18 protein-coding genes are annotated in these 18,676 nt (G+C 40.5%); 6 read left to right on the top strand and 12 right to left on the bottom strand.

Features of this window, described 5'->3' with window-relative positions; all coding sequences use genetic code 11:
* Window positions 1–12: 12 nt before the first annotated feature.
* From cysN to putP, 5 genes are all read right to left on the bottom strand, one after another.
* Window positions 13–1,422: a sulfate adenylyltransferase subunit CysN gene (gene cysN, locus AB6T38_RS01725; RefSeq protein WP_372545574.1), complete on the bottom strand. Its 1,410-nt coding sequence runs from the start codon at window positions 1,420–1,422 to the stop codon at window positions 13–15.
* A 3-nt stretch (window positions 1,423–1,425) separates the two neighbouring features.
* Complete coding sequence (cysQ, locus tag AB6T38_RS01730) at window positions 1,426–2,211, bottom strand: 3'(2'),5'-bisphosphate nucleotidase CysQ (RefSeq protein ID WP_372545576.1); 786 nt, start codon at window positions 2,209–2,211, stop codon at window positions 1,426–1,428.
* The gene (gene cysC / locus AB6T38_RS01735; RefSeq protein WP_372545577.1) at window positions 2,211–2,807 is read right to left on the bottom strand and encodes an adenylyl-sulfate kinase; all 597 of its coding nucleotides are present in this window, start codon (window positions 2,805–2,807) and stop codon (window positions 2,211–2,213) included. Before cysC ends, cysQ begins: the two co-directional genes overlap by 1 nt.
* Entirely contained in the window at window positions 2,807–3,721 is a 915-nt protein-coding gene (gene cysD / locus AB6T38_RS01740; RefSeq protein WP_303477031.1) for a sulfate adenylyltransferase subunit CysD, read from the bottom strand. The genes cysC and cysD overlap by 1 nt, the downstream gene beginning before the upstream one ends.
* Before the next feature lie 185 nt (window positions 3,722–3,906).
* The gene (gene putP, locus AB6T38_RS01745) at window positions 3,907–5,418 is read right to left on the bottom strand and encodes a sodium/proline symporter PutP (protein WP_372545578.1); all 1,512 of its coding nucleotides are present in this window, start codon (window positions 5,416–5,418) and stop codon (window positions 3,907–3,909) included.
* A 160-nt stretch (window positions 5,419–5,578) separates the two neighbouring features.
* On the opposite strand from putP, the gene AB6T38_RS01750 reads away from it, so the two are divergent.
* Entirely contained in the window at window positions 5,579–6,028 is a 450-nt protein-coding gene (locus AB6T38_RS01750; protein WP_372545579.1) for a GNAT family N-acetyltransferase, read from the top strand.
* 76 nt (window positions 6,029–6,104) lie between these two features.
* Here AB6T38_RS01750 and ychF read toward each other — a convergent pair whose 3' ends face one another.
* The 3 genes from ychF to AB6T38_RS01765 are packed head-to-tail and all read right to left on the bottom strand — an operon-like array spanning window position 6,105 to window position 8,482.
* On the bottom strand, window positions 6,105–7,196 hold the full coding sequence (gene ychF, locus AB6T38_RS01755) for a redox-regulated ATPase YchF (RefSeq protein WP_372545580.1): 1,092 nt from the start codon (window positions 7,194–7,196) through the stop codon (window positions 6,105–6,107).
* Between the two features lie 48 nt (window positions 7,197–7,244).
* On the bottom strand, window positions 7,245–7,829 hold the full coding sequence (pth, locus tag AB6T38_RS01760; protein ID WP_372545581.1) for an aminoacyl-tRNA hydrolase: 585 nt from the start codon (window positions 7,827–7,829) through the stop codon (window positions 7,245–7,247).
* Between the two features lie 5 nt (window positions 7,830–7,834).
* Window positions 7,835–8,482 (bottom strand): 50S ribosomal protein L25/general stress protein Ctc, encoded by a 648-nt coding sequence (locus AB6T38_RS01765; RefSeq protein ID WP_372545582.1) that lies wholly within the window; start codon window positions 8,480–8,482, stop codon window positions 7,835–7,837.
* 290 nt (window positions 8,483–8,772) lie between these two features.
* Between AB6T38_RS01765 and AB6T38_RS01770 the strand changes: the two genes are divergently transcribed.
* Window positions 8,773–10,089, top strand: a complete 1,317-nt coding sequence (locus AB6T38_RS01770; RefSeq protein WP_372545583.1) for an amidohydrolase family protein — start codon at window positions 8,773–8,775, stop codon at window positions 10,087–10,089.
* Between the two features lie 77 nt (window positions 10,090–10,166).
* Here the strand turns inward: AB6T38_RS01770 and AB6T38_RS01775 are convergent, their stop codons facing one another.
* From AB6T38_RS01775 to lolB, 4 genes are all read right to left on the bottom strand, one after another.
* The gene (locus tag AB6T38_RS01775; RefSeq protein ID WP_372545584.1) at window positions 10,167–10,574 is read right to left on the bottom strand and encodes a hypothetical protein; all 408 of its coding nucleotides are present in this window, start codon (window positions 10,572–10,574) and stop codon (window positions 10,167–10,169) included.
* A gap of 147 nt (window positions 10,575–10,721) precedes the next feature.
* Entirely contained in the window at window positions 10,722–11,669 is a 948-nt protein-coding gene (locus tag AB6T38_RS01780) for a ribose-phosphate pyrophosphokinase (RefSeq protein WP_303477011.1), read from the bottom strand.
* 105 nt (window positions 11,670–11,774) lie between these two features.
* Entirely contained in the window at window positions 11,775–12,647 is an 873-nt protein-coding gene (gene ispE / locus AB6T38_RS01785; protein ID WP_372545586.1) for a 4-(cytidine 5'-diphospho)-2-C-methyl-D-erythritol kinase, read from the bottom strand.
* Window positions 12,647–13,252: a lipoprotein insertase outer membrane protein LolB gene (gene lolB, locus AB6T38_RS01790; RefSeq protein WP_372545587.1), complete on the bottom strand. Its 606-nt coding sequence runs from the start codon at window positions 13,250–13,252 to the stop codon at window positions 12,647–12,649. The genes ispE and lolB overlap by 1 nt, the downstream gene beginning before the upstream one ends.
* A 189-nt stretch (window positions 13,253–13,441) precedes the next feature.
* Here lolB and hemA point away from each other — a divergent pair, with 189 nt between their 5' ends.
* The 4 genes from hemA (at window position 13,442) to AB6T38_RS01810 (ending at window position 18,633) form a co-directional block, all read left to right on the top strand.
* The gene (hemA, locus tag AB6T38_RS01795; RefSeq protein ID WP_372545589.1) at window positions 13,442–14,704 is read left to right on the top strand and encodes a glutamyl-tRNA reductase; all 1,263 of its coding nucleotides are present in this window, start codon (window positions 13,442–13,444) and stop codon (window positions 14,702–14,704) included.
* 11 nt (window positions 14,705–14,715) lie between these two features.
* On the top strand, window positions 14,716–15,804 hold the full coding sequence (gene prfA, locus AB6T38_RS01800) for a peptide chain release factor 1 (protein WP_372545590.1): 1,089 nt from the start codon (window positions 14,716–14,718) through the stop codon (window positions 15,802–15,804).
* 7 nt (window positions 15,805–15,811) lie between these two features.
* A complete protein-coding gene (gene prmC, locus AB6T38_RS01805) occupies window positions 15,812–16,654 on the top strand; it encodes a peptide chain release factor N(5)-glutamine methyltransferase (protein ID WP_372545592.1) in 843 nt (280 codons plus the stop codon).
* Window positions 16,655–17,079: 425 nt separating this feature from the next.
* Window positions 17,080–18,633, top strand: coding sequence for a DUF3369 domain-containing protein (locus AB6T38_RS01810; RefSeq protein ID WP_372545593.1), 1,554 nt, complete (start codon window positions 17,080–17,082; stop codon window positions 18,631–18,633).
* Window positions 18,634–18,676 lie beyond the last annotated feature (43 nt).

Here is an 18,676-nt window from a genome sequence, read left to right on the forward strand (position 1 = left end):
AAATTCGAGTGATTATAATTTAGTTATGTCAGTGGCATTCCAGTGTGGGAAGTGTTTTCTAACTAACGTATTAAACTCAATTTCAAATTCTGAGAACTGATTAGCAGCAGTAGTAGCCTGGGTTTGCTCTATTATCATACCCGCACCTACAGTGCCATTAGTCACCCTATCGATAATAATAAACGCACCAGTAGCACGATTATCAGTATAAGGGTCACAGGCTACCATTTGGGTAAGCTTGATATTTGCTACCGCAATTTCGTTTAGATTCAAATGCACGGCATCTTTCTTTTCCATGGTGTTTACGTCAATCAAATAATTGATACCAGTAACTGAACCAGGTACAAACTTAGTCGCGAATTTAAAACCATATTGTTTGTTTGGAATTAGTGCTTCTTCATCCATCCAGACTAAATGAGTCTTGAAGGTACTTCCATGCAGTGGCAAATTATCCGATTTAACAATCATATCACCACGAGAAATGTCTATTTCATCTTCGAGGGTTAAGGTTGTTGTCAAGGGAGCATGGGCTACTTCCTGCTCACCTTCGAAGTTAACAATTGATTTTACGGTCGATTGTTTACCAGAGGGGAGAGTTGTCACTTTATCGCCAACTGCGATTTGACCGGATACCACAGTACCCGCAAAGCCGCGGAAGTTAAGGTGAGGACGGTTGACATACTGCACTGGGAATCTGAAATCATCTAAATTTAAATCTTTATCAATTTCTATATTTTCCAACGCGGTCATCAAGGTATCGCCTGTATACCAAGGTGTATGTTCACTCTTATTAACTACGTTATCACCATCAAGTGCCGATAATGGGATAAAGCTAATATCAGGAATATCCAGTTGTTTTGAAAATTCCAAATAGTCTTGTTTGATCTCTTCAAAAACAGTCTGACTGTAATCCATCAAGTCCATTTTGTTAATGGCCACGATAACGTGTTTGATCCCCAACAAAGAAACCAAAAATGAATGACGACGAGTTTGAGTTTTCACGCCAGCACGAGCATCTACTAATATAATCGCCATTTGACAGGTTGATGCACCTGTTACCATGTTACGGGTATATTGTTCATGTCCTGGGGTGTCTGCAATAATAAACTTACGTTTATCGGTAGAGAAATAACGATAAGCAACGTCGATAGTGATACCTTGCTCACGCTCAGATTGCAGACCATCAACTAATAACGCTAGGTCGACTTTTTCACCTGTAGTTCCAACTTTTTTACTGTCTTTGGTGATAGCTGCAAGTTGATCTTCGTAGATCATTTTAGAGTCGTGTAACAAACGTCCAATAAGAGTACTCTTACCGTCATCTACACTTCCGCAGGTTAAAAATCGAAGAAGATCTTTTTTCTCATGTTGATCTAAGTATGACAATATATCTTGTTGTAGTAATGTGTTTTCGCTATTCATATTTTAGCAACTCACCAAAAAATAAGGGTTTAATACAGAATCTTTTTGATTGTAACGTAATGCTGGTGTATCGGGGGCCAACGGGTTGTCTGCAGTGATAACGGTAACTTTACCGCCTGCAGCTTCAACTACAGCTTGTGCAGCGCCCGTGTCCCATTCAGAGGTTGGGCCCAAACGAGGATATAAATGCGCCTTACCCTCAGCAACCAAGCATAGTTTGAGGGAACTTCCCATTGCCACTAGCTCAGTCTCACCAGGCAAAGATTCCAGCAGAGATGCAATCTCAGGGCTTTGGTGCGAACGACTGCCAACCACTTGCCATGTTTCACCGTCTTGATGAGGACTAACTTTAATATCGTTAATTTCTCCGCCATCAATTTTATAAGCGCCTAGTCCTTCTACACCCACGTAGGTGGCATTTAACACTGGTGCGTAAACAACGCCTAAAACGGGTTTGCCATCACTAATTAAAGCAATGTTAACGGTGAATTCACCATTTTTCTTTACGAATTCTTTGGTGCCATCCAATGGATCAACCAGCCAGTAGTCATCCCAAGTTTGTCTGGTTTTCCAGTCAATACTGGCAGACTCTTCTGATAAGATAGGTAACTCAGAAATTTCCCTAAGACCATCAATAATGATGTGATGAGCAGCTAAATCTGCTTCTGTCAGAGGGCTTTCATCAGACTTTTCGTAAATCGCAAAATCTCTTTTATAAATTTCAAGTATGGCTGCCCCAGCTTTATGGGTTATTTCAGCTACTTGAGTTGCCAAAGCATGATCAAACATTAGTCTAAAAATCCTTTTTCTTGCAGCATTTTAAATAACAACTCCGCAGACTCTTCTGCAGTTTGTCCTGAAAATGTTAGGTGAATTTCTGGATTCTCAGGTGTTTCATAGGTGGAGTCGATGCCGGTAAAGTCTTTAATATCACCTTGGCGAGCTTTCTGGTAAAGACCTTTAGGATCTCGTTGTTCACAGATCTCTAAGGGTGTATCCACAAAAACTTCAATAAATTCACCTTCAGACAATAAACCGCGGCAAAAATCACGGTCTGCTTTAAATGGAGAGATAAAAGCGGTTAGTACAATTAGGCCAGAATCCACAAATAATTTTGCTACTTCACTGATTCGACGAATGTTTTCCACTCTATCTGAGTCGCTAAAACCTAAGTCGCCACACAAACCATGGCGCACATTATCGCCATCAAGCAAATAAGTATGTTTACTTGCTTCTGCAAGTTTCTTTTCCAATAAATTGGCAATCGTAGACTTTCCAGATCCGCTTAACCCCGTTAGCCAAATGACTGAAGGTTTTTGTGCTTTGGCCTCGGCTCTGCGTTTCTTGTCTACTTCATGTTGGTGCCATACGATGTTAGTAGCCATTAGAAATATCCTTCCATCTTTTTCTTCTCCATAGATCCTGAAGAGTCGTGATCAATCACTCTTCCTTGGCGTTCAGAAGTTTTCGTCAATAACATTTCTTGGATAACTTCAGGTAGGGTATCAGCTTCAGATTCCACCGCCCCAGTTAATGGGTAACACCCTAACGTTCTAAATCTGACCGAGCGCATTTCAGGCACTTCACCTTCTTCCAAAGGCATACGGTCGTCATCCACCATAAACAATACACCGTCTCTTTCAACCACAGGTCGTGGTTTAGCTAAGTACAATGATGGAATTTCAATATTCTCTAGATAAATATATTGCCATATATCTAATTCGGTCCAATTCGACATAGGGAACACACGAATGCTTTCGCCTTTATTGATTTGTGAATTATAGATATTCCACAACTCTGGGCGTTGGTTTTTCGGATCCCAACGATGGTTATCATCACGGAAAGAATAGACTCTTTCTTTTGCACGGGATTTTTCTTCATCACGACGTGCACCACCAAAAGCAGCATCAAATTTATATTTGTTTAATGCTTGTTTTAATCCAGCGGTTTTCATGATGTCGGTATGCTTTGCACTACCATGGGTGAATGGACCTACACCCATATCAATACCTTCCTGATTAATATGTACTAATAAATCAAGATCATGTTTCTTAGCCATCTTGTCACGAAACTCTATCATTTCATGAAATTTCCAAGTGGTATCAACGTGTAACAAAGGAAAAGGAATTTTACCAGGCGCAAAAGCTTTGCGGGCAAGATGTAATAGGACTGAAGAGTCTTTACCTACCGAGTAGAGCATTACTGGGTTATCGAATTCTGCAGCAACCTCTCTGAAAATATGAATACTTTCAGCCTCAAGCTGTTTCAAATGAGTCACTGACGGAATAGAGTTAGTCATGTTTAATTTCCACGTAAATTCAAGCGTTAGACAAAATACTTATATGCATAGAACCATAACATAGATAACGGCATTATAGGTATGACCATTTACTATATTTAGCAACAAAATGGTTTAAAAAAACAAAAAGCGAACCGCTTGTAAATAAACTGATCGCTAAATGTAATTTTTATGTGTTAATTGTTTTATAAATTCTTTAATTCGCGATCAACAGCATCGAATGTCTCATTGATGGTTTTGTTTGGTTTCGCTGTTAATAAACTAACCACCACGGTGAAAACACAACTGACTATAAAACCAGGGACAATTTCGTAAATAACATCGCTTAATGCCTGTCCATCTATTGTTAGGTCGGCAAAAATCCAAATAAGTACAGTTATTGCACCTGTGATCATTCCAGCTAACGCGCCAGCAAAAGTCATTCGTTTCCAATATAAGCTGATAATAACTAAGGGGCCAAATGCGGCACCGAAGCCAGCCCACGCATTACTCACAAGGGTCAGTACTGTGCTATCGCGGTCGTATGCAAGTAATACCGCTACAAATGCAACTAGGGCCACTGAGATACGGCCTACCAGAACGAGTTCTTTTTGACTGGCACCACGACGCAAAAATGCTTGGTAAAAATCACCCGTTAAGGAACTTGAGGTAACCAATAATTGCGAAGAAATTGTGCTCATGATTGCCGCTAAAATTGCAGCCAGTAAAAAGCCACCCACAAATGGATTAAATAAAAGTTGGGATAAGACGATAAAAATGGTTTCAGGATCTTCAATATTAGCTTGTGTCTTACTCATATAAGCTAGACCAAACAATCCTGTAGCAACGGCACCGGCCAAGGACACTATCATCCAACTCATGCCAATACGTCTAGCTACTTTCATGTCTTTAACATGGCGAATTGCCATAAATCGAACAATTATGTGTGGCTGTCCAAAATAACCCAGTCCCCAAGCTAACAATGAGATTATGCCGATAGCAGATAGTGCCTGTCCTGTTGAAGCATTAACCCATAGACTCATCATATTCTCGCTTACGCTAGATATTTGCTGAGTCACTTCACCTATGCCGCCCACTTCGAATAGCACCACAGCAGGAACCATGATTAGGGAAACAAACATGATGCAGCCTTGTACAAAATCGGTCATGCTTACCGCCAAAAAACCACCAAACAAGGTATAGGCAACTACAACACCAGCAGTCACATACAGACCGGTTTCATAGGTTAAGCCAAAAGAAGATTCGAAGAGTTTGCCGCCTGCTACTACGCCGCTTGACGTGTAAAGAGTAAAAAATACGATGATTACCACTGATGAAATCACACGGAGTAAACGACTTTTATCTTCGAATCGGTTTTCAAAATAATCGGGTAGGGTAATAGAATTATTTGCTACTTCGGTATAAACCCTTAGACGTGGTGCCACTAAAATATAATTAAGAAATGCACCTATGGTTAATCCTGCTGCGATCCAGATGCTAGATAAACCAGATACATACATTGCTCCTGGCACGCCCATTAACATCCAACCACTCATGTCTGATGCACCTGCCGATAAAGCCGTTACTTTAGGGCTCAATGTCCTACCACCGAGCATGTATTCTGTCATGTCGGAAGTAGACTCTTTAAAGGCGTAAAGACCTATTCCTAGCATCACGATAAAATACACAGTTAGTGATATGACTGTACCTAATTCCATTGAAAATCCTTTGTTTTTTAATATTTATCTCTATATTCGTTGATCTATGCTAACAAGCATAGCGGTGGCATACTAGGGGCACCCTGATCCGCCGTAAAAATATTATTACAGTCGAGTTTCTTTAAAGTTCAATATTTAGGCAAAATGAGCTCTTAGTTTTATGAATTATTGTTTTTATACATTTGCACAATTAACCACTATTCAGCTTTATCAAATTTTACGCTTACGCCAGAACGTTTTTGTTTTAGAGCAAAAAAGCTTCTATGACGATATCGATAATCTCGATCAAGAAGCTAAACACCTTTGTGTTTATTCTGACACTCAACAGTTACAGGCTTACTCACGTTTACGGATAGTAGGTGAGTCATCTTCGATGGGTAAAATAGAACGAGTTGTAGTAGACAGCCATGCTCGAGGCCTTGGACTAGCAGCTCAGATGATGAATGAAATTATTGCCTATTTTCAGCAACAGCAGGGCATTGAAAGTGTTTTGTTATCCGCTCAGGTTGAGGTAATTGATTTCTATAAAAAGTGGGGATTTGCCATCAAAGGAGATAGCTATGACGACGGTGGCATTGAACATGTAGATATGGTTCTGTTCTTTACCTAGAAAACTGTCTTAGTTTGGTATAACAAAAAGGCCCATTTTGTGGGCCTTTTGAGTATCTGAATAACCTTGCGAGAAATTAGACGTTAAAGCGGAAGTGAATTACATCACCGTCTTTAACAATGTAATCTTTACCTTCCAAGCGCCATTTACCCGCGTCTTTGGCACCTTGCTCACCTTTAAATTCTACGAAGTTGTCGTAACCGATGATTTCTGCGCGAATAAAGCCTTTTTCAAAGTCTGTATGTATTTTACCTGCTGCTTGCGGTGCAGTTGAGCCTTCAGGGAAAGTCCAAGCTCTAACCTCTTGTACTCCAGCGGTGAAATAAGTTTGTAAAGTCAATAAGCTGTAACCTGCACGAATCACACGATTCAAACCAGGTTCGGTTAAGCCTAGCTCTTCCATAAACTCTGCTTTTTCTTCATCATCTAATTCTGCAATTTCAGATTCAATTTCCGCACAAACAGCAACAACTACAGCATTTTCTTGTTCTGCGATAGCACGAACTTTGTCTAAATAGGGATTGTTTTCGAATCCGTCTTCGTTAACATTTGCCACATACATAGTTGGCTTAAGCGTTAGCAAATTCATATAACTAATGGCTGCTAATTCTTCTTTTTCTAGTTCGACACCGCGTAGTAAAGTACCTTCATCTAACGCAGGTTTAATTTTTTCTAAAACTTTCATTTCGAATTTGGCGTCAGCGTCACCACTTTTAGCTTTTTTGCCAACTCTGATAAGTGCTTTTTCTACGCTTTCAAGATCAGCTAAGGCTAGCTCGGTGTTAATGACATCAATATCGTCTTGAGGATTTACTTTACCGGCTACATGCACGATGTTGTCATTTTCGAAACAACGGACTACGTGTCCGATGGCATCAGTTTCGCGAATATTAGCAAGGAATTTGTTTCCTAGTCCTTCACCTTTAGATGCTCCAGCGACTAATCCGGCAATATCTACAAATTCCATTGTTGTTGGAATAGTGCGTTTGGGCTCTACGATTTCAGCTAATGCTGTCAATCTCTCATCAGGCACAGGGACTACACCTGTATTGGGTTCAATTGTACAAAACGGAAAGTTAGCCGCTTCGATGCCTGCTTTGGTTAATGCATTGAACAACGTTGATTTTCCGACGTTGGGCAAACCAACGATTCCACATTTAAAACCCATTTGGTGTTCCTTAAACTATTTTGCGCTCAGATAATCCGGCGTATGCTGTTATTCTACTTTGAATGAGTGAAGGCGATTCATAGCCTTTTTCACATCATCTTTTAACAAAATTTCGGTACAACGCAATGCTTCATCTATTGCGGCATCGATTTTTTCTTGATCTTGTTGTGACGCTTTTCCTAGCACATGGCCGGTAACTCGAGATTTATCACCAGGATGACCGATACCAATGCGTAGTCTTAAAAAGTCTTTAAAGTTTCCTAGTTTTGATACGATATCTCTAATCCCATTTTGACTGGAACTACCACCTATTTTGAACTTTGCAATACCGGGAGGTAAATCAAGCTCATCAAAAGCAACAAGCATATTCTCAGGGGGGATTCGATAAAACCCGCTTAGGGCGGAAACTGCCTGACCACTTTTGTTCATATAAGTGGTAGGAATAAGTAATCTAATATCCTGTCCAGCACAAGTAATGCGGCCAGTATATCCAAAAAATTTGTTTTCTAATTTGAGCGTGCACCCAAATTGTCTTGCCAATGCTTCTACAAACCATGTACCGGCATTGTGGCGTGTGTTTTTATATTCGGGGCCTGGATTTCCCAGGCCCACAATAAGTTGAATGTCAGACAAGCAACTTATTCCTCAGGTGCAGCTTCTTCAGAATCGCCAGCTTCTGATTCTTCTTCGTCTGCACTAGGTCCTTTAGCAGTCTTAATAGTTGCTACAGCTAAGTCATGTGACTCACCTTTAGAAAGTTCAACTAAAACAACACCTTCAGGAAGCACTAGGTCTGACAAGTGAACAGTTTCACCTAGGCCAACAGGTTCTAAGTTAACTTCGATGAACTCTGGAAGTACGCCAGGTAAACAGGTTACTTCAACATCGTTCATGTGATGTTCTGCGTGACCGCCTTCAGTTTTAATTGATTCAGCTTTGTCTTCGTTGATGAAATGAAGAGGTATATTTGTAGTTACTTCTTTATTTTTGTCAACACGCAAGAAATCAATGTGTGTAACTTTAGGCTTGTAAGGGTGACGTTGCATATCTTTTACAAGAGCATCTACTTTTTCACCAGCGATATCAAGGGTAAGAACATGGCTATAAAAAGCTTCGAATTCTTGAGCTTGAATTACTTTATTGTGCGCTAAAGTAAGAGATACTGGGTCTTTACCAGCACCATAAAGGATAGCAGGAACTTTGTCTTCACGACGTAGGCGGCGGCTCGCACCTTTCCCCAAGTCAGTACGAACTTCTGCATCCAAGTTGAAAATTGCATCAGACATTTTGGAACTCCAAATTAAAAAATTAAATTTTGTTGTTTCTTGCGACCAGAAACAACTTAAATACAAGCATATGCTTGCGACCCATTGAAAACGGGCGCCGAAGTCTACCACTAGACTGCATACTTAACAAGCATTTGAGGCGTTATTTCAGTTACATAGTAAGATTTTGTATCCGTAGCAAAACTAGGGTAGGTTCACCGTTTACATAGCGCTAATAATAGGAAGTAGTTTAAGTGATTTATCTTAAGTCTTTAATAATAATATGTGTATGTTTTGCGAATTTTAAGGTTTTGGCTGAACAAACAGCTTTAGTAGGTGGCCGCTTAATTGATGGGTTTGGACACCAGCCCATCGCTAATAGTGTCATCCTAGTTAAAGATGGCATTATTCAGGACGTTGGCACAGTAGATACCTTGCCGGTTCCTAAGGGGTATAAAATCGTTTCTACAGAAGGGATGGATGTGTTGCCTGGCCTATGGGAGAACCATGCCCATTTGATGCTCAATGGACATTCGGATTATGTGCATTGGGATAAAGCTTATATCAATCGTTTATCAGATGAAATTATGCCAGCAAGTGCAGTTCAACTATTACTGGCAGGGATCACCAGCGCTAGAGATTTAGGCGCCCCTCTAGAAGATACCATTAGTGTTAAAAAACGCATTGAAGATAGCTCTATACCAGGACCTAACTTATATGTGTCTGGGCCTTTTCTACAACACCAAGCCTATCCAGGAACAGAGCGCTTTCGCTGGGGAATCGACGGGGTGCGAGATGCAAAACGCAAAGTTGATAAATTGGCTGATGCGGGCATGGATATTATTAAATTAATTGATCAAGATAAAATGGCTTTAGAAGAAGCTCAAGCAATCGTCGATCAGGCCCATAAAAGAGGTTTAAAAGTTGTTGCCCATTCGCACCGGCCCAATGAAATTAGACGAGGCCTTGAAATTGGTGTTGATAACTTTGAACATACGGGACTAACCACTTCACCAGAATACCCAGAAGATATAATAACAATGCTAAAGGAGCGTACTGCTACTGGCCGTGTCGCAGGCGGTCCTTTATTTTGGACACCCACCGTTGAAGGTTTATGGAACTATCCTACCACCGTTGCCAATCCTGAAAAATTGGACAGTCAATGTTGGAAACGTGGATTAAAAGCAGACACTATTGCTGATATTAAAGGCTCGTTAGAAAATGTTGGTCAACTGGACTACATGCAGCTTACTCCGCTGCGTAAGCCCACATTGAAACGCAAAATAGGTCAATTAAAAGACGCCGGCGTGGTATTTCTGGTTGGAACTGATAGTGGCATTCCGGCTAAATTTCATTGTCAAAGTACTTGGAATGAAATGGCCGTATGGGTAGATGAAATGAATATAAGTGCAATGGATACTATTCGAGCGGCAACTTATTGGCCGGCTGTTATGATGGGTGTCCATGATAAAACCGGAACTGTTTCGGCAGGCAAAGCGGCGGATATTATTGCTGTTCATGGTGATGTTTTGCGCTACATCAACTTATTACAACGAGTGGATTTTGTGATGAAAGGCGGGGTGGTGTATAAATCAGACGGCCAACCGGTGGAGGCCAACTTAAACTAATCTACCTTTACTGTTGATTAAGGTTACCCAGGAGCTCGACTTGTTTCGGGCTCATTTGTTTTTGGCGTACACTAAACTTATTTAAAGTCTTCTTGACCCATTTCACTGCGACCTATCTCCGTGGCTTCTACCACTTTTAGAACTTGACCATACTGCTGAAAGGTTAATACGTCAGTTAATATGTAACCTTTTACTTGCACTATCATGCCATTTTTCAGCATTTCTTTGTTCATACCTCTGGGCATGTACTTTTTACCATCATTTGCGTCTAAACCAAAAAAACCACCTTCCATGCCTTTGTATACAATAGTGCCGGTAATGGTAAGCATTTCTGGTTCCTCTTGTGACGTTTTGCTGGTGTTGGCTTTTTTCAATTCTATATTGGATTGAACTTCGAGTTCTGCAGGGGAGTTGGCATCGGTAGTGTCATTGCCAGAACAGCCCGCAAAAAAGACTATGGAAAATAGACAAAGTAACCTATTCATTTTTATCCCATCAATATTATTTTGAACAATATACAAATATGTATAACACGATAGTTTGACAATTACATTTTATAAAAGTGCACAAAAAAAGCCGTTGGATTATTAAATCAAACGGCTTTCTTACAATTTTACTGACGTGTTTAAGGCTTAATACTCAAACATCGCAGAAATTGATTCTTCATTACTTACACGACGAATCGCTTCAGCTAGCATGTTAGACAAGGTTAGTTGTTTTACTCGGCTTAATGCTTTGATGTCATCTGCAAGAGGAATACTATCAGTGATGATAATTTCATCAATCACTGAATTTTGAATATTTTCTACTGCATTTCCAGAGAAAATAGCATGAGTCGCATAGGCGTAAACATTTCGAGCACCGTGCGCTTTTAACGCCTCAGCAGCCTTACCTAAAGTACCACCGGTGTCAATCATGTCATCAACAATGATGCAATCACGATCATTTACGTCACCAATAATGTGCATCACTTGCGCCACATTAGCTTTAGGACGACGTTTATCGATAATTGCTAAATCGGTGTCATTCAAGAGTTTTGCCATGGCTCTGGCTCGCACTACGCCACCGATATCTGGAGACACAACCACTGGATTATGAAAATCACGTTGGCGCATATCGTCTAATAGTATTGGCGTACCAAATGCGTTGTCTACCGGCACATCGAAGAAACCTTGAATTTGTTCTGCGTGCAAGTCGATGGTCAAAACCCGGTCAACGCCTACATTCGATAAGAAATCAGCAACAACCTTAGCGGTAATAGGAACACGTGCTGAGCGAACTCGTCGATCTTGACGAGCATAACCAAAATAAGGAATTACAGCAGTGATACGACCCGCAGATGCGCGACGAAGTGCATCGATCATTACGATCAATTCCATTAAGTTATCATTGGTAGGGGCACAGGTAGATTGAATGATAAAAACGTCAGAACCACGTACATTTTCATGTATTTCGACGCTAATTTCACCATCACTGAAGCGGCCCACACTAGCGTGGCCAAGTTTAGTATAAAGTCTATCTGCTACTTTTTGGGCGAGTTCTGGTACTGCATTACCAGCGAAAAGCTTCATGTCCGGCACAAGAAATTTCCTCAGTGCGAAAGTGTTAAGGGTAACCAATGATTACATTGATTCATCGCGTTTCAGGCTTGCCGCGAGCTTAGTCTAGATTGCGTTTGTCAGCAGTTAAGCCGAGGTTAATTGCATTTTAGCTAAATACTCATGTAAGGGTGATGTATTAATACCTTTTGCGACAAACGCCTGACAATCTTCAGGCAAGATACGTTTAACCTGCTCAGCTTGTTCGAAAGTGTCAAAAACAGAAAATAAGCATGCTCCTGTTCCCGTCATTCTCGACGGCGCGTATTCTAACAACTGACGTAATAAATTTGCAACTTTAGGATAGCGATCACAGACTAATTTTTGGCAATCATTGCGAGTTTTTGTAAATTCGTAGTCCTGCCACTGTATTTTAGCTGAATTTCGGATTAAATCATCCGCGGCAAATATTTCTGCGGTGGAAACATGACAATTGGGAAAAACAATCAAATAAAAAGGTGAGGGTAGCTCTGTTGGTGTGATTTTTTCACCCACACCTTCTGCAAAGGCGGTTTTGCCATGGATAAAAATGGGTACATCGGCACCTAGGGTCAAGCCAATCTCCGCCAATTCAGATAACGATAATTGTGTATTCCATAGAGCATTAAGCGCCACTAAGGTGGTTGCAGCATTAGAAGAGCCGCCTCCAATGCCGCCACCCATAGGTAGCCTTTTATCCAACCAAATATTACATCCCAACGGGCTGCTGGAGTGTTGCTGCAATTTTTCAGCGGCTTTGTAAATTAAATTATCCTGCTCGGCGACACCATCTAATGGCGTCTTTAAGGAAATAATGCCGTCATCAGTGGTCTCGAATGCGAGTTGGTCACCAATATCCACCAATTGAAATAGGCTTTGTAATAAATGATAACCCTTTTCGTTTTGTCCGGTGATATGTAAAAAAAGGTTCAATTTTGCAGGGCTGGGCCACCATTGCTTAGGTTTTTCGCTTTGTGTCATTACAATTTCTGCCAAGAAGATATTTTAATTTTAATTTGGTTTGCGATGTTTTGGGTGTTCGTTAGTTGTAAAGCGTGGGGTAACCACAACTGTTCGACTTTTTTGTAATTTGAATAGGTTAATGTCCAAGGTACACACTTTTTGCACTTAGCTTCTAACTGACTTACTAAACCATATTCGTCGTAAATAACATTATCCTTGGCGGTATGCTGTCCTTTTACCCAAAGCCCGAGTTTTTCCACCGGAATATTCCAACCCGTCACCTTTAAAATTAAACTGTTGGGATCAGAATCGGTGAAGGTTTTATCGTCAACTTCTAACTTTGCAAAATTATCATCGCTGTGCATTTTTAAAATATTGGTACCAATAAACGTATTTAATTGTAAATCAAATTGATTTTCATGCTGTTGCCAATTCATATAGGCACTGACTTTTTCTTCTTCACTTTTAAACGCTAAACGGCCTTTGATTTTCCAGTGGGTTAAATCTGAAAGTTGCTGTTGATGGCGTTTGCTGTCGATACTTTGATTAATTTTAGTTGATGTGACGCAACCGGATAAAATCAGTAAGAGTAAGCAGGCTGATATGACAAAAATCGGTTTCATGCAAAATGCCAAGTTGAAATTTAGTTGATATTTTATTCGTTTATCAAAGCTTAAGATAAAAAAACAGCTAAAATTGAGTTGAAATATTAGTATATATGGGAACACAGAAGCTCCACTACTTTCAATAGTTTTGGCTTTTGCGTACAATGCCGCTCCCAATAATGTTGCATGGTTGACTCGCATTTCTCAATGACACTGATTGCTGTAGGAATTAATCACAAAACTGCCCCCGTTGTTTTACGGGAGAAAGTAGCCTTTCCCGTGGAGTCCATGGTGGAAGCGCTTGCATCTTTGAGAGAGCAATTAGGAGCTGATGAGTCGGTTATTCTGTCTACCTGCAATCGTACTGAAATTTATGTGTCAACTAAGCATTCTTTAGCTGATAAATTAGTCCAGTGGCTCGCCACATTTCATAATTTAGATACCAATGAATTGATTTGTCACAGTTACATGCTAGAAGAAGATGAGGCAATTCGCCACGTAATGCGCGTCGCCAGTGGTTTAGATTCTTTAGTATTGGGAGAACCACAAATATTAGGCCAAGTCAAACAAGCCTATATTAATGCCAAGAATTATGGGGCAGTAAATAGCCAATTTGAAAAATTATTTCAACATACATTTTCAGTGGCGAAAAAAGTGCGAACCGAAACAGATATTGGTGCAAATGCTGTCTCGGTTGCCTTTGCCGCTGTACAATTGTCTAAACAGATATTTTCATCTTTATCGAAAACTAAAGTTTTGTTAATTGGCGCGGGTGAAACCATTGAGTTAGTTGCTAAGCATCTAACGAATAGTGGTGTAAATACGATAACGGTTGCCAACCGTACTTTAAGTCGCGGTAAAGATTTAGCAGAACAAATCAACGCCAATGTTATTACTCTAGCGCAAATACCTAAAGTATTACATGAAGCCGATATTGTGATCAGCTCCACTGCCAGTACCTTACCCATCATTGGTAAAGGGATGGTGGAAAGTGCATTAAAGGATCGTAAACATAAACCTATCTTTTTCGTAGATCTTGCAGTACCAAGAGATATCGAGACGGAAGTGGCAGATCTGGATGATGCATATTTATATTCAGTCGATGATTTACAACATATTGTCGAGCAGAATTTAGCTAGTCGTCAGCAAGCGGCAGATGAAGCTGAGTTGATTATCCGAGAACAAGCACAAGTATTTAGTAATTGGCAAAACTCGTTACAGTCGATTGATTCTTTAAAGCTATTTCGGCAGCAAAATAATGACGTTAAAGTTAAATTACAACAGCGTGCTTTAGGCCAGTTAGCCGAAGGCAAAGATCCGCAAGAAGTCGTGATAGAATTATCAAATAAGCTGACCAATGCGTTACTTCATGCGCCAACTAAAGCGCTGAGCCGCGCTGCATCAGAACAAGACCAAAACACATTGTCATTGCTTCGGCAAACATTGGGTCTGGATGTCGAAAAAGAATAAACAGGAAAACCATGAAAGATTCAGTAGTCAGTAAATTAGAAACTCTTATCGAACGATTCGAAGAAGTTCAGGCGTTATTAAGTAACGCTGAAATTATTGCGGATCAAGACAAGTTCCGTGCATTGTCAAAAGAATATTCCCAATTAGAAGGTGTGGTGAAAGCCTTTAAACAGTATCAGCAAGCGCAGGAAGACATAGAATCTGCGCAAGAAATGATGCAAGAAGATGACGCAGAAATGCGTGAGATGGCGCAAGAAGAGCTTAAAGAAGCCAAGTCGAAAATTGAAAGCTTAGAAAATGAATTACAGATATTGCTGTTGCCACGAGATCCCAACGACGATAGCAACTGTTTCTTAGAAATTAGAGCCGGAGCCGGTGGTGATGAAGCCGCAATTTTTGCGGGTGATTTATTCAGAATGTATAGCCGTTACGCTGAGACACAAGGTTGGCGTTTGGAGCTTATCAATGCCAACGAAGGCGAGCACGGTGGTTATAAAGAAGTGGTGGCAAATATTATTGGCGACGGTGTTTACGGCATTATGAAATTTGAGTCAGGTGGACACCGCGTACAGCGGGTGCCTGAAACTGAGTCTCAGGGCCGAATTCACACCTCTGCTTGTACCGTAGCTGTGTTACCTGAAATCCCAGAATCAGAAGCCATCGAAATCAACCCAGCTGATTTAAGAGTGGATACCTTTAGAGCATCTGGGGCTGGTGGACAGCACGTCAACAAAACCGACTCTGCTATTCGTTTAACTCACATTCCCACAGGCGTTGTAGTGGAATGTCAGGATGAACGTTCACAGCATAAAAACCGTGCTAAAGCTATGTCGGTATTGCAATCTAGATTGACTCAAATTGAAGAAGATAAACGTGCAGCTGAAGAGGCTTCCACACGCCGAAACTTGGTTGGAAGCGGAGATCGCTCAGAACGCATACGTACCTATAACTTCCCACAAGGACGGGTAACGGATCATCGAATCAATTTAACCTTATATAAATTAGATGATGTCATTGCTGGGGATGTAAATGCGTTGCTAGAACCTATTAGGCAAGAACACCAAGCTGATCTGCTAGCTTCCTTGTCTGATGGGAGCTAATTTAAGTTTGACCGCTGGTTCGAGCATTTCAGAGCTATTGAATTGGGCTTATCAGCAGTTATCGGCAGGCGAGAGCCCAAAAACAGACGCTAGATTTATACTTGCACATTGCATGGGCCAGTCAACTACTTACCTGATGACTTGGCCAGACAAAATTGTTGATGAGGATATCCAATCTCATTTTCAAAAATTGGTAACAAAACGCAAAATCGGACACCCTGTGGCCCATTTAATAGGTACACGGGATTTCTGGACACTAAGTCTTGAGGTATCCCCAGATACCCTTATCCCACGACCTGAAACCGAATTACTGGTTGAACAAGCCTTGCATTTACCTATAGATCAAACAGCAAAAGTACTGGATTTAGGCACCGGAACAGGCGCAATAGCATTGTCATTAGCTCAAGAAAAGCCTGATTGGCAAGTAACAGGAGTAGATGTTATTGAAAGTGCGGTGGCACTGGCAAAACGTAATGGGATTGCCAATCTGCTACCAGATGTTGAATTTCTGCAAAGTAGTTGGTTTGACAACTTGAATGCTAGAACCTTTGATTTAATAGTAAGCAACCCGCCTTATGTGGAAAGTGACAGTCATTACCTTTTGGAAGGGGATGTGCGATTTGAACCTGCATCTGCGTTAACTTCCGGCAAGGATGGTTTAGATGATATTAAGATTATCATTGAGCAATCGCTGAAGCATTTAGAAAGCGGAGGATGGTTGATGATTGAACATGGATACAATCAATCAGAAGATCTTGCTAAGTTATTCATGCAATATCAATATACCCATATTTTTCACAAAAAAGACTTGAACGATCAACCACGTATTAGTGCAGCTCAAAAGCCGTAATCCAATCAGCAATTATCAACCCTTTCGCCTACTTTCCTAATCAACGTTTTGTTTAGTCAAGCAATAACCAATGCAGCCTTCGCAATAACCTGGACACCCACCGTAATCGGGTAAGTTAATAACATGGACACCCATCGTAATAACATAGACACCCATCATTCAATCAGCTCAATCCTGTTTGGTTAATCGGTGGGTGTCCACGTTAAAGCTTTATTACGATGGGTGTCCACGTTAAAGCTGGTGGGTGTCCAGATTAAAGCGCATGTTAAAGCGGTGATTAATATTGGATAAGAAGTTCTGTATTTCTTTTGGAGGTAAGTAAAATGCTTAGGGTATTGAGTTACTTGATTGGATTTCAAATTTCTATGGCTCAGGAAGATTCTAAGTGTTAGATTATCTCGGATAATTTTCTATGGGGTTTTACTATGTCTGATATGTTTCTGTTTGCTGAAGATACAGATGAAGAAATTGAAGTTCAGAAAGGTGTATGGAAAGTCCTCATAGTTGATGATGAACCTGAAGTTCATGCGGTTACTAGGCTTGCGTTGAATGATTTTATTTTTCAGGAAAAAGGACTGAGTTTTATTAGTGCTCATAGCGGTGCTGAAGCTAAAGAACTATTCCAAAAGCACAATGACATCGCAGTTGTTTTGTTGGATGTTGTTATGGAGACAGATGAGGCCGGATTAGACGTAGCACAATATATTCGCAATGAGCTTCACAACAACTTTACGCGTATTATTTTAAGAACCGGTCAACCTGGCCAAGCGCCTGAGCGTGATGTTATCTTAAACTATGATATTAATGACTATAAATCGAAAACTGAATTAACTGCTCAAAAGTTATTTACCGTCGTTATCGCTTCTCTTCGTTCTTATCGAGATATAATGGTAATCGAAGAAAATCGAAAAGGTTTAGAGAAAATCATCTCTGCCTCTGCAAATTTGTTTACTATCCGTTCTTTAGAAAATTTTATCGAAGGAATTATTCAGCAACTATCTTCGTTACTTGGCGGAACTAAAGATGCGGCCTATATTACCTCTGCCGTTGCTGCGCCTAATCCAATTGATATTTTAGAGCCTGAAAATTTTTATCTATTTACTGGGAAAGGTGAATATCAAGGCCAAGAAGGTGCACTGTTAGAGGAGGTCGTCTCCGGAGAGGGGCTCATAGCGTGTAAAAAAGCTTTAGAAGAAAAGTCGCTTGTTTATGGCGAAGAATATGTCGCGGCATACTGTCAGGGTAAACATACTAACGGGGCGTTATTATATCTATCAGGGATCCCCAGAAAAATGAATCTCTATGACAAAAATCTTCTTAGTATATTCAGCGAGAATGTGCAAATTGCCTTTGATAATGTGCTGCTTACAAAAGATATTGAAGATTCACAACGTGAAATAATTGAGCGCTTAGGTACGGTTATTAACAAAGATTTTTGCGTTGGAAAGCGCATTCAGCGAATTGTAGAGATGTGTAAAGTCTTGTCAGTCGAGTACGGTCTTAGTGAAACTCAAATTGAAACTTTTAGTTTGGCATTACCGCTTTATGATGTCGGAAAGTTAAGTGTTCCCAAACATATATTAAGTAAGTCAGGCCCTCTTAATGAGCAAGAAAAAGCTAGTGCCAAGGAGCACGCACAAATTGGTTATGATTTGTTAAAAGGTTCTCGTCGTCAAATTATTCAATCAGCTGCGGAAATTGCTCGTGACCACCATGAACACTGGGATGGTAATGGTTACCCTAGAGGTTTAAAAGGCGAAGAAATACATCTTTATAGTCGAATTACCGCTGTTGCCGATGTTTACGATGCTCTGCGCAGTACATTAAACTACAAAGAAGCTTGGTCATTGGATAAAGTTCTCGACACTTTCGCACAAGCGCGTGGTAAACAATTTGAACCTAAACTGGTTGATATGTTATTTGCTAATATCGAAAAATTCGAAACTATCCAGCGACAATATCCTGAACCTGTTCAATAGAACCCAATATTAACAAAGCTAGGCGAAGCAAACGGCAAGTACC

This window comes from Aliiglaciecola sp. SL4 (assembly GCF_041538045.1).
Classification (GTDB): domain Bacteria; phylum Pseudomonadota; class Gammaproteobacteria; order Enterobacterales; family Alteromonadaceae; genus Aliiglaciecola.

Coding starts and splice junctions, on each gene's coding strand:
- cysQ (WP_372545576.1), bottom strand. CDS start 2,211: ATGTTTGATCATGCTTTGGCAACTCAAGTAGCTGAAATAACCCATAAA.
- putP (WP_372545578.1), bottom strand. CDS start 5,418: ATGGAATTAGGTACAGTCATATCACTAACTGTGTATTTTATCGTGATG.
- cysC (WP_372545577.1), bottom strand. CDS start 2,807: ATGGCTACTAACATCGTATGGCACCAACATGAAGTAGACAAGAAACGC.
- lolB (WP_372545587.1), bottom strand. CDS start 13,252: ATGAAACCGATTTTTGTCATATCAGCCTGCTTACTCTTACTGATTTTA.
- AB6T38_RS01810 (WP_372545593.1), top strand. CDS start 17,080: ATGTCTGATATGTTTCTGTTTGCTGAAGATACAGATGAAGAAATTGAA.
- ispE (WP_372545586.1), bottom strand. CDS start 12,647: ATGACACAAAGCGAAAAACCTAAGCAATGGTGGCCCAGCCCTGCAAAA.
- ychF (WP_372545580.1), bottom strand. CDS start 7,196: ATGGGTTTTAAATGTGGAATCGTTGGTTTGCCCAACGTCGGAAAATCA.
- cysN (WP_372545574.1), bottom strand. CDS start 1,422: ATGAATAGCGAAAACACATTACTACAACAAGATATATTGTCATACTTA.
- hemA (WP_372545589.1), top strand. CDS start 13,442: ATGACACTGATTGCTGTAGGAATTAATCACAAAACTGCCCCCGTTGTT.
- prfA (WP_372545590.1), top strand. CDS start 14,716: ATGAAAGATTCAGTAGTCAGTAAATTAGAAACTCTTATCGAACGATTC.
- AB6T38_RS01765 (WP_372545582.1), bottom strand. CDS start 8,482: ATGTCTGATGCAATTTTCAACTTGGATGCAGAAGTTCGTACTGACTTG.
- AB6T38_RS01775 (WP_372545584.1), bottom strand. CDS start 10,574: ATGAATAGGTTACTTTGTCTATTTTCCATAGTCTTTTTTGCGGGCTGT.
- AB6T38_RS01750 (WP_372545579.1), top strand. CDS start 5,579: ATGAATTATTGTTTTTATACATTTGCACAATTAACCACTATTCAGCTT.
- cysD (WP_303477031.1), bottom strand. CDS start 3,721: ATGACTAACTCTATTCCGTCAGTGACTCATTTGAAACAGCTTGAGGCT.